An 11386-nucleotide genomic window follows, 5' to 3' on the forward strand; every position below is an offset into this window, starting at 1 on the left:
ATCGCTGCCGCTCCCGATGGCACCGAAGGCTGCTCTCAAGCCGCTTCCGACAGCGATTTCGCGCGCCGCTCGAGCACACCGATCGTGGCGACCAGATTGTCCCGCCGCGCGCGAAGGTTAAGCGCAAGCAGCGGATAGGTCGGCTGCTGAGCGTCGAACACCCCGGCTTTGGCTTCCTCTTCGAGAATATCGGTATTCAAGAGCCGAACGCGCCACCACAGATCGGCGATCAACGCATCGAGCCGGAGTTCGCCGGCAGTACCAGTACGGGACACTTCTTGCATCGCTTGCCTCAACCTGAAACGGGCCTCGCCGCCGAGGCCCGGCTTTGGTCATGACTGAGCAAGCAGAGTGCCAGGAATGGGCGGGCGCGATCCGGCCCCGGAATCAACCCGCAATGCACGGGCGGTGGAGAGCTGACGTCATGGCCCTCTCTGAGCCCTTGCGAAGGCTCGTCAAGCCCGGCCAACAAGCTGTTGGTGCTCAGGGCGATGCGCGGTCGCTGGCAAGAGAAGGCCTCACCCGGGAGCCGGAACGCCTCACGCCACCGCCTGCCGTCGCCGCAGCGGTGCGGGGCCTTGCCATGACAGGTCGGCCAAGGGCACAGGCTTGCCGAAGAGAAAGCCCTGGGCGAGCGGGATACCAAGGGCGCGGAGCCGTTCGGCCTGTTCGGAAGCCTCGACGCCCTCGGCAACGATCGAGAGCTTCAGGGTCTTGGCAAGCTGCACGATGGATTTCAGCACGGCGACGGTTTCGCTGCGATCAATCCGGTCGATGAAGGACTTGTCGATCTTGACCTTGTCGAATGGAAACGCCGTCAGATAGGACAAGGACGAGTAACCGACACCGAAATCGTCGAGCGCAATGGAAACGCCGAGCGCCTTGAGGCGCTGAAGCGTCCTGAGGTTTTCCTGCGTGTCGGCTAGGAACACGCTCTCGGTAATCTCGAGCTCGAGCCGGCTTTGCGCCAGCCCGCTCTGCGCCAGCGCGAACCTCACCGTATCGACGAGATCGGTGCCGGCGAACTGCAGGGCGGAGAGATTGACCGCGACCCTGACATCGGCCGGCATGGTCATCGCATCTCGACAGGCCTTGGCCAGCACCTGATTGCCGAGCTCGACGATCAGCCCGCCAGCCTCCGCGACTGCGATGAACTCGGCCGGTGGAATGAAGCCCCTGGTCGCGTGCTGCCAGCGCGCCAGCGCCTCCACCGACTTCACGCGGCCGGTGCCGAGCTCGATCACGGGCTGATAGAACACCTCGATCTCCTCGCGCCAGATCGCCTCACGCAGCTCGATCTCGAGTACGTTGCGCTGATCGGCCTCGGCCTTGAGCTCCGCCGAGTAGACTTGGAAGCAGTTTCGGCCGGCGTTCTTCGCGCTGTACAGCGCCAGATCGGCATTGCGAAGAATCTCATCGACGCGCGTGCCGTGCTCGGGCACGAGAGCAAGGCCGATGCTGCAGCCGATCACGACGGGATGGCCGTCGATGTGACAAGGCTCGGCGATGGCCTTGACCAGCCGCGCGGCGAGGCTGGCGGCCCCGTCCTGCATCGCGGGCCGGCCCGGTGCGAAGATTACGGCAAACTCGTCGCCGCCAATCCGCGCCGCCGTGTCGGTGTCGCATATCTGCGCCTTGATCCGGTCCGCGACCTGCTTCAGCAACGCATCGCCACATTGGTGACCGAGCGCGTCGTTGACCGACTTGAACTTGTCGAGATCCAGCAGGAGCACGGCGAAGGGAGCTTCCGAGGCGCCGGACTCCGCGAGCGCCTGGTCGATGCGCTCTTTGAACAGATTGCGATTACAAAGTCCGGTCAAGCTGTCGTAATGCGCCAGCCTTTCGATTCGATCCTCGGATGCCTTGCGTTCGGTGATGTCTTCATGGGTGGCGACCCACCCGCCACCCTCGCGCCGTCCGTAGGAAATATAGACAACCCGCCCATCCGGAAACTGCACGGTGTTCGAGGTGTGCTCCGACTGGGTGAGCCGTTGCTTCAGATCGGCCAGGTAAGCCCCGACGTCGAGGACGGCGGTCTGTCTCGCAAACACTTCGCGGAAATCCATGCCGATTCGAATCTCCTCGGGCGCGAGGCCGTAAAGCTCGATCCATTGCCGATTGAATGCGATCAGGCGGTCGCCGCCGTCGAACATGCTCAACCCCTGGGGAAGGTTTCTGAGCGCATCTTCGAACTTGCTGGCAAATTCGCGCAGCTCGCGCTGGGCGCGATCGAGCGCCAACTGGCGCCGCCAGTAGAACAGCATCGCAGTCAGAATGATGAACGTGAGCAGCAGCGCGCCGCCGAGATAGACCTTATGCCTGGCGTCCGCGCGCGAATAGATCTCGCGCTCCGAGATACCTACGGTGAAGATGAGTGGAAAGAGCCGCGATCTGCGTGCGGTCACCAGCCTGTCAGGGCGGTTGGGGCGGTTTTCGTTCCAGTATTGGGCGTAGAAGCCGTCCCCCAGCTCGCCTTCGACGCGGTTCGGCGAACGTTGCCCCAACACGGTATCCGCATCGATGCCGCGCGCGGCGAGCACGACCTGGTTTGCGTTTCTGAGCACCAGCGTTCCGCCGGCGCCGAGCTTTGCGGTGTCGTAGAACCGGCCGACCACCTCGACGCTGATCGAGCCGACGACCACGCCTGCCGGATTCCTTGCGAGGTCGAAGATCCTCCTTGCAACCTGTATGGTCCATTTGTTGGACGCGCGGCCCAGCACCGGCCTGCCCACGTAGAGGCGATCCTCGGACTGCGACATGGTATGAATGAAGTGTTCGCGATCGCCGAGGTAGAGCGGCGGGCCGGAATAGCCCGCCGTCGTCTCGATCATGTACCCGTCCAAGCCGATCAGGGCGAACTGGACGACGTCACCGGTGGCGATGCGGGCCTTGTCGGACCAGAACTTCAGGCTGAAGGTCATCGGATCCTGGGCGTAGAGCGCTCGCACCACCAGCAACGACTGATCCACCCGCTCGAAGATGCGCTCGGTGTTCTCCTCGAACAATTCGGCGACGCTGTTGCCGTGCGACCGCGCCTGCTCGACCGCATCCGTGCGTTCCGATGACGTGATCGCGAAATAGCCGATCCAGATCAGGGGCAGGAAGAACAATGCGATCTGCAGCGGAGCATTCCGCAGAATCGTTCTTCCGGCTCTGCGGACTGACCTTGCCGGAATCACGAAATGCGCCCTCGCCTCGGCCGCCAGGGCAGAACTGCGCTCACCGCCAGTAGTGGCATCGCCCGTCTCTGCCTCGATTGCCCCGGGGACCAGCGCGGCCGAAAGCGGCGCGCGGACCGGTTCATAGCCCAAAGCTAGGCATCACAGCCTTAAGTTTCGGTTCGGGCCGAGGTCAATTCTTTAACTTTCGATCTCCGTATGATCACGGAGGTCCGCTGTTAACCACGCGGTATTGGTAAAATGGGAGACGATATTTCAACTCTGTACCGGTTTCTCACATCGCGCGTGCCAGGACGATCATACCGGACAGGACGAGGATCGCGCCCGCCGCATGACTCAATCGTCGGCCGAACGGCAGCAGCTTCTCAGCGGCGACATAGAGCGCGATGCCGATGATCCAGGTCAGATTCATCACGCCGCCGACGAACAGCAATACCATCAGAAACCAGCAGCAGCCGATGCAGTAGCTGCCGTGGCGAAGTCCCATCCGGAACGCTCCGAGCGTGCCGGGCCGCCAGTGCCGGCTGAGAAACAACAACGGACTCTCACAATAGCGCAGGCAGGAATGCTTGAGCGGCGTGAACTGATAGAGCCCCGCGGCAACCAGGATGCCGCCGCCCAGGATCGCGCTGGTGCTTGCCATCGCCATCGACAACAGCCCGTAGCGTTCGAGCGCCCCTTGCGCCAGGACCGCAGCAAGACTGAACCCGGCCCATGCCACGAGGTAGCCGGCAAGGAAGATCCAGGCATCGATCGCGGCGCGGGACTCGGTCTCCTGCTTGCGCTTGACGGTCGCATACAACAGAACGGTGGGCGCTGCACTCGGCGCCATCATCGCGATCATCATCACCCACCACATCACGAACAGCAGCGCGGCATAGAGCGGCGTCCAAGGCATCGGCGCCATGTCCGGCATGTCCGCCATCATCTCGGTATCCATGCCGGCACCGCTCGCAAGATAGGCCCAGGCGAGCGCCGCCACTGCGGCGGTCCCGATCGCGACGACCTGCCGGTCGCGACGGAGCAGATGTTCCAGCATCAAGCGCCCCTGCATGGACTTGTCCGGGATCGCGATGAGGAGCCGACATCGAGATCTCATCCCGATGTCGGCGCTGCATCATGCCGCAACGCCGTCGGGCGTCTGCACGACATTCGCGAGCGAGCTGTGTGTGCCCTTGGTCTCGAATGGGATCGCGCCGGTCGAGCGGATGTTGGCGGACGCAACCTCGGCGGCCCTGTGCTCGAAGCCCTCCGGCATGACCACCTGGATGCGGTGCGATTGACCCGTCACCGGATTCTTGATCGGCTCGACATCGGTCTCGAGCACGCCCTTGGCCACGAGCTTGGCGACGCGCCCGTCCTTGTCGAAGGAAAACTCGAACGGCGCAAACACCGGATCGTGGATCTTGGTGACGATCATGCTGACGATCTGGAACAGCGTGCCCTCGGCTGAATGCTTGCCGGAAAAGATCTCGAACATCGCCTGACGCTGCTCCGCCGTGGCGCGTTCGTCGATGATGGGCTGGATTGTCCCGTTGCCCTCATGCAGCGCCCCGGGGAAATCGACCGTGATCGCAAAGCAGAGACCGTCGAGCCTGGTCCCCTCGAAATGCCCTTTGGCAATCCGCATGCCGACCATGCCCTTACAATAGCCCTTGGTAGGCGGCGCATTGAAATCGCAGGGGCAGCCGAACGCGCAAGTGCAATTCTTCATCCATTCGCCTTCGAGACGCCAATCCGATGCAGCCATGGCACAACTCCCAGTGTGAGCGGGGACGCGGCAGCTATTTGGCCAACTCGGCGTTATGTCGAAGCAAAGCGAAGGAGCGCGAGCGGGATCGAGATCCGATCAGAAGGCCAGCGTCGCGGAAAGGTTGGATGGCGAGCTGCCGTTTACCGTCTTACGATCATATCAGTCGCAGCCGGACACGTACAGCGACCCAAGGTAGTAGCTCGGGAAGTAGCTACATCTCGGAGATGACCGACGCCAGGAACACGGTGCGCCACTCCGAACAAAACTGCGAACTCGTATGTCATTGAATGTACTTACGATTTATCATGGCGCCGACGACGCAGCGGTCGTAGGGCTTTTCGCCACGACTCCGCGCGCCTTGACCGCTCGGAGTGGTAAGATCAGGTGCCGAGGGCAGATTTCGCGGCGCCGGATCGCGGTCAAGATGACGGCGCTCGAAGTGATGAACTCCAGAAGCAAGCTGATGATCGCGATTGCGATCGGACGCGGCGAGAGATGGAGGACGTTATGGAAGCGTGGCGCGACGACAAGGCCCGGTCGACCCTCATTCGCGATGCAACGGGAAGCCTACAGCTAGGCAACACGCCCCGGACTTTCGCCGAACTCCTGTTCGGCCACACCAACAGCGAGGATCTCGCCAACCACGACGCCGCTTCGCTGGCCTTCCTGGCCGAGCAGGCCTGGGAGCACGTACAGCGGCGCACGGCGGGTCACGCCGATATTCGCATCGTCAATCCGATGATGCCGGATGGCCGCGAGATCTCCGTGCTCGAAATTCTCAACGACAATATGCCGTTCCTGTTCGATTCCACCCTGGCGGAGCTTGCCGAGCAGGGCATCGAGGTCACCCTGGTCGCTCATCCGATCATCGCGGTAGAGCGCGACGAGCAAGGCAAGCTGATGCGCTTCCATGGCGAAGCCCTGGAGGGAGCAAAGGGCGCCCGCGAAAGCCTCATTCATCTGCACATCGCCCGCATGGACGTCGACGCCGACCGCCAAAAGCTGGTTGATGAGCTGACCATGACGTTGAATGACGTGCGCGCCTGCGTCACCGACTGGAAGCCCATGCGTGCCCGCATCGAGCAGGCGATCAAGACCTTCGCGACCGATCCGCCTCCGCTGCCGATCGACGAGATCGCCGAAGCCAGCCAGTTCCTGCAATGGCTGTGCTTAGACAATTTTACCTTTCTGGGCGTGCGCGAATATCGTTTCTCGCCCGACAGCGATGCGTCGGACGACATCACGACCGGTGAGGGCCTCGGCATCCTGCGCGATCCCGAGGTGAAGGTCCTGCGCCGCGGTCACGAAATGGTGGTGATGACGTCGGAAATTCGCGAGTTCATGCGGGAGCCGAGCCTCCTCATCGTCATCAAGGCCAACGTCTCCAGCCGCGTTCATCGCCGCATCCGGATGGATTATGTGGGCATCAAGCTCTACACGCCCGACGGCGGGCTCGAAGGGGAATTGCGCCTCGTCGGTCTGTTCACCTCCGGTGCCTATACCCGCTCGGTCAAGCAAATCCCTTATGCGCGCCACAAAGTGGTGCAGGTGCTGCAGCGTGCCGGCTTCGACCCGAATAGCCATTCGGGCAAGGCGCTGACGCATATTCTCGAAGATTATCCGCGCGACGATCTGTTTCAGATCGACGTCGACACGCTCTACAATTTCGTCGTGGAGATCCTGATCCTCTATGAGCGCCCCCGCGTCCGGGTGCTGGCACGCGTGGACAAGTTCGATCGCTTCGTCTCCATCCTCTGCTTCATTCCGCGCGACAAATACGACACCGACGTGCGCACGCGCGTCGGCGCCTTCCTGTCGCAGGTCTACAAGGGGATCCTGTCGGCCTCCTACGTATCCTTCCCGGAAGGTTCGCTTGCGCGCGTCCACTACATCATCGGCCGATATGAAGGTAAAACTCCGGTGGTCGAACGCCCGACCCTCGAAGCCGGGATCAGCGCCATTGCCGAGACCTGGGCCGACAAGTTGAAGGTCGCGCTGGCTGCGTCTGCAGATGGCATGCGGGCGCGCATGCTCGCAAGCCGTTATGCCCAGGCCTTTTCCGCCGGCTACACCGAGATATTCAGCGCCGAACAGGCGCTCGCCGACATCGCAACCATCGAAAAGCTCTCCTCAGCCAGACCGGTGACGATTTCGGTTTACCGCCTCGAGGGGGACGACGATCCCAGACGATTCGGCCTGAAGGTCTTCTCGGACGCCACGCCGCTGTCGCTATCCTATCGCGTGCCGGTGATTGAAAATCACGGCCTGAACGTGGTCAACGAACGCACCTATCAGATCGTGCCACGCACCTGGCAGTCGCCGGCATGGCTGCACGATATGACAATCGAGACCAGCGACGGAAAGCCGATCGCAATCAACGATGAATTCAACCATCGTCTGGAAGCCTCGATCATGGCAGTGGTCCGCGATCGCGCCGAATCCGACGGATTCAACGCACTGATCCTGCGCACAGCCCTGAGCTGGCGGGAAGTATCGACGATCCGCGCGCTGTCGCGCTACCTCCATCAGATCCGCGCTCCGTTCACCCAGGACTATATGTGGGAGACACTGCGCAAGAATGCCGCGATTACCGCCAACATCGTTGCCCTGTTCCAGGGCCGCCTCGATCCGCGCCTTGGACTCACGATTGCGGAGCGGTCGTCGCGCGAGATGGTCCTCGTCGCCGAGATCGAGGAGCAGCTCAATTCCGTCGCCTCGCTCGATGAAGACCGCATCCTGCGCCGCTTCACCAATCTGGTGCAGGCAACCATCCGCACCAATTTGTGGCAGGTCGGTCAGGACGGGCACCCGCATCCGGTGATCTCCTTCAAGTTCGACGCGCGCAAGATCGAGGCCCTGCCGGCTCCGCGACCACTGTACGAGATTTTCGTCTACTCGCCCCGCGTCGAAGGCATTCATCTGCGCTTCGGCAAGGTCGCGCGGGGCGGTCTGCGCTGGTCCGACCGGCCGCAGGATTTCCGTACCGAGATCCTGGGCCTCGTGAAGGCACAACAGGTGAAGAACGCCGTGATCGTGCCGGTCGGCGCGAAGGGCGGCTTCGTGCCCAAGCGCCTGCCGTCGCCCTCGAGTCGCGACCACTTCATGGCGGAAGGCACCGAAGCCTATCGTATCTTCGTTCGCACGCTGCTCGAACTCACTGACAATCTTGAGCGCGACACCATAGTGCCGCCCGACTCGACCGTGCGGCATGACGGTGACGACCCCTACCTGGTCGTCGCAGCCGACAAGGGCACCGCCACCTTCTCCGACATCGCCAACGCGATCTCGACCGAGAAGCACCATTGGCTCGGCGATGCCTTCGCCTCCGGCGGCAGCCAGGGCTACGACCACAAGAAGATGGGGATCACGGCACGAGGCGCATGGGAGGCGGTCAAGCGTCACTTCCGCGAGTTTGGCACCGACATCCAGACCAAGCCGTTCACGGTTGCCGGCGTCGGCGACATGTCGGGCGATGTCTTCGGTAACGGCATGCTGCTCTCGCCGGCGACGAAGCTCGTCGCGGCGTTCGATCACCGCGACATCTTCATCGATCCATCGCCTGAACCGGCGATCAGCCTCGCCGAACGCAAGCGCCTGTTCGGCCTGCTGCGATCGAGCTGGCAGGACTATGACAAGTCCCTGATCTCGCAAGGCGGTGGCGTGTTCTCGCGCTCGCTCAAGGCGATCCCGCTTGCACCGGAAGTGCGCGCACTGCTTGATCTCGACAAGCCGCAGGCCACGCCGTTCGAGGTGATGACAGCGATCCTCAAGGCCCGCGTGGACCTCCTGTGGTTTGGCGGCATCGGCACCTATATTCGCTCGTCCTCGGAAAGCGATGATCAGGCCGGCGACCGCGCCAACGATCCGATCCGCATCGCGGGCGCCGATGTCCGTGCGCGGGTGATCGGCGAAGGCGCCAATCTCGGCGTCACCCAGCGCGGCCGTATCGAGGCGGCGCAGAAGGGCGTCAAGCTCAACACCGACGCCATCGACAATTCGGCCGGCGTGAACACGTCCGACGTCGAGGTCAACATCAAGATCGCGCTGGCGCGCCCCGAGCGCGAGGGACACCTCAGTCCTGGCGACCGTAACAGCCTGCTCGCCGCGATGACCGAGGAGGTTGGCGCACTTGTGCTGCGCAACAATTATCTTCAGACGCTGGCGCTCTCGCTGGCCGAACGGAAGGGCGTGGCCGAGACCGGCTTCCTCACCCGCCTGATGCAATCGCTCGAGCAGCGCGGCCTACTCAGCCGCGCCGTGGAGTTCTTGCCCGACGACGCGGCGATCACCGAGCGCACCAGGCGCGGCCAGCTCCTGACACGGCCCGAGCTTGCCGTGTTGCTCGCTTACGCCAAGCTGACGCTCTACGACGACCTGCTCGCGACCGGCGTGCCTGACGATCCCTATCTCGCCCGCGAACTATCCCAGTATTTTCCGCGCCAGGTGCAGGAGAAATTCCCCACGGCGGTGCAGTTGCATCGGTTGCGGCGGGAGATCATCGCCACCAGTCTCGCCAATGCCGTGATCAACCGGGGCGGCCCGGCCTGTGTCGTGCGCCTGGCCGACGAGACCGATGCCGATGTCGCCACCATCGTCATGGCCTTCGTCGCGGTCAATGAATCCTACGGCCTTCAGCGGCTCAATGCCGCGATCGATGCACTCGACACCCGCATCGACGGGCAATTGCAACTCGGCCTCTACGCGACGATCCAGGATCTCCTGCTCTCACGCATGGTGTGGTACGTGCGCAATGCTGATTTCAAGGCCGGTCTGGACGCCGTGATCGCGCACTTCAGTCCCGGAATTCGGGAGGTCGCCGCCGGGCTCGACAAGACCCTGCCGCAGGACTTGCAGGCTGGGCGCAGCAAGCGGCGGCAGGATCTGATCGGTGCCGGCGTCCCAGCAGGACTTGCCGCAGAACTCGCCGATCTCGACGTGCTCGTCTCCGCACCGGATATCGTCACCGTCGCGGAGCGCACCAGCCGGGCCATCGGTGAAGCCGCCACGACCTTCTTCGCCGTCGAGGCCGATTTCAGGCTCGATCGGATCATCGCCGCCGCGCGCAGTGTGCCGGCAAACGACAATTATGAACGTCTCGCGATCGATCGCGCCGTCGACCAGATCGCGGCCGCGGAAAGAAGACTGGTCGCCAACATGCTGGCAAACGGCGAGTCCGGCCAAGAGGCCGCCGGCAACTGGCTTGCGGCTCATCCTGAGGCGACGCGCATCCGCCGCTCGGTCGAGGAAATCGCGGCCAGCGGCCTGACGCTCGCCAAGCTGACGGTGGCGGCCAATTTGCTGGGGGACTTGGTCAAGGGCTGATGCACGACGGAAAGGGACCCAATGATCCACGCGACCTGCCATACCGCCGACAACGTCCTCTGTCTCGAGTTCGATGCCACACCATGGTTCAGTGCGGCTGACGCGCCAAGCATTGTCGAGTTGGCCCGACAAGGCTGGTCCAGCGCCGCGATCGCGGAATCCCTCGAGGACTGACCAGGATATGCGCGCTTGCATGACCTCGTTGAGTATGCCGCGCAGCGCCTGCAATCAGAATCGCTGGAGGACCCAACCTGGGAAACCTTCGAGGGTGTCGTCGATGGTTCGGAGGCTATGGCCTGGCTGGAGAAGAACCGGCCTGATGTCGCCGCAAGTATCTCGCGGGCGCCCGGCGATCGTTAGCGTTGGAATGGTGCCCAGGGGCGGATTGGAACCCCATCCAAGAAAGTTCAACAAAATCAGTTGCTTAACTCCACGCTTAGTCTACCGCTTGTACCAATGGGATGTGCTCGTGTCGACCGTATCTTTATCACTAAACGTGAGGCGGGGCTGCGCCTGGAGGAGCGCTTGGGGAGCTTTGGCATGCTCGGCTCCGAAACATGACAATCGCCGGCGTCTACGGCACGGCAGGCCATGCTTGGCCGACACCGGGCTGCGCGAATTCTTCTTTTCCCCCAGACTACGGAAGCGCCGACGCGGCTGAAGATGCGGGTGATCAAGGTTCGTCGAAGGCGAACTCAAGATCTTTACCCATTAGATAGACCTCCTCCGGGTTGAGCTTTTCATGATCGCTTCCTCCGTGTCGACTGGCAGACGGGCCATGCTGGTGCGGAGCTAGGCGGATGATCCCGGGGGATCCTCACGACGGCGCCGGAATTCCAGCGCGGGCAGGCCGCCCCAGCCCCAATTGTCGGTGTCGACCTCTTCAATCAACACGAAAGTGGAATCGAGCGGCTTTCCGAGCACGTCGCGCAAGAGCTCGCTCGAACCCTTGATCAACGCCGCCTTTTCCTCCGCGGTGAGTGACGCCGCTCCGGGGGTCGTTCCTTCGCGGGTCACTTGAATCCAGGCCAAAGCATTCCTCCGGAAGGCTCCGTCTTCGCTATATTCACCGCCCGCCCATTCCAGCCCCAAGCCGATGCCGATCGGCATCGGCAGGGAGTTTGCCCTCGTG

8 protein-coding genes are annotated in these 11386 nt (G+C 62.8%); 3 read left to right on the forward strand and 5 right to left on the reverse strand.

All coding sequences use genetic code 11. From position 1 onward, the window contains the following. Window positions 1–35: 35 nt before the first annotated feature. From E4K64_RS17130 to E4K64_RS17145, 4 genes are all read right to left on the reverse strand, one after another. Window positions 36–233 carry a hypothetical protein gene (locus tag E4K64_RS17130; protein ID WP_430642505.1) on the reverse strand — a complete coding sequence of 66 codons (198 nt, stop codon included), beginning with the start codon at window positions 231–233 and terminating at the stop codon, window positions 36–38. A 306-nt stretch (window positions 234–539) separates the two neighbouring features. Next, entirely contained in the window at window positions 540–3110 is a 2571-nt protein-coding gene (locus tag E4K64_RS17135) for a bifunctional diguanylate cyclase/phosphodiesterase (RefSeq protein ID WP_135164566.1), read from the reverse strand. A gap of 343 nt (window positions 3111–3453) precedes the next feature. Then, window positions 3454–4233, reverse strand: a complete 780-nt coding sequence (locus tag E4K64_RS17140) for a DUF2182 domain-containing protein (RefSeq protein ID WP_167772072.1) — start codon at window positions 4231–4233, stop codon at window positions 3454–3456. A gap of 63 nt (window positions 4234–4296) precedes the next feature. Continuing rightward, on the reverse strand, window positions 4297–4929 hold the full coding sequence (locus E4K64_RS17145; RefSeq protein ID WP_135164568.1) for a DUF1326 domain-containing protein: 633 nt from the start codon (window positions 4927–4929) through the stop codon (window positions 4297–4299). A gap of 498 nt (window positions 4930–5427) precedes the next feature. On the opposite strand from E4K64_RS17145, the gene E4K64_RS17150 reads away from it, so the two are divergent. From E4K64_RS17150 to E4K64_RS41135, 3 genes are read left to right on the forward strand one after another with little or no spacing between them, the layout of a single operon-like run. Further along, window positions 5428–10254 carry an NAD-glutamate dehydrogenase gene (locus E4K64_RS17150; RefSeq protein WP_135164569.1) on the forward strand — a complete coding sequence of 1609 codons (4827 nt, stop codon included), beginning with the start codon at window positions 5428–5430 and terminating at the stop codon, window positions 10252–10254. Window positions 10255–10275: 21 nt separating this feature from the next. Continuing rightward, window positions 10276–10428 carry a hypothetical protein gene (locus E4K64_RS41130; RefSeq protein ID WP_235884690.1) on the forward strand — a complete coding sequence of 51 codons (153 nt, stop codon included), beginning with the start codon at window positions 10276–10278 and terminating at the stop codon, window positions 10426–10428. A 15-nt stretch (window positions 10429–10443) separates the two neighbouring features. Beyond that, a complete protein-coding gene (locus E4K64_RS41135; protein ID WP_235884691.1) occupies window positions 10444–10614 on the forward strand; it encodes a hypothetical protein in 171 nt (56 codons plus the stop codon). 432 nt (window positions 10615–11046) lie between these two features. On the opposite strand, the gene E4K64_RS17160 is transcribed toward E4K64_RS41135, so the two are convergent. After that, a complete protein-coding gene (locus E4K64_RS17160) occupies window positions 11047–11286 on the reverse strand; it encodes a tautomerase family protein (RefSeq protein WP_135164762.1) in 240 nt (79 codons plus the stop codon). Window positions 11287–11386 lie beyond the last annotated feature (100 nt).

This window comes from Bradyrhizobium frederickii (genome assembly GCF_004570865.1).
Taxonomy (GTDB): Bacteria; Pseudomonadota; Alphaproteobacteria; order Rhizobiales; family Xanthobacteraceae; genus Bradyrhizobium; species Bradyrhizobium frederickii.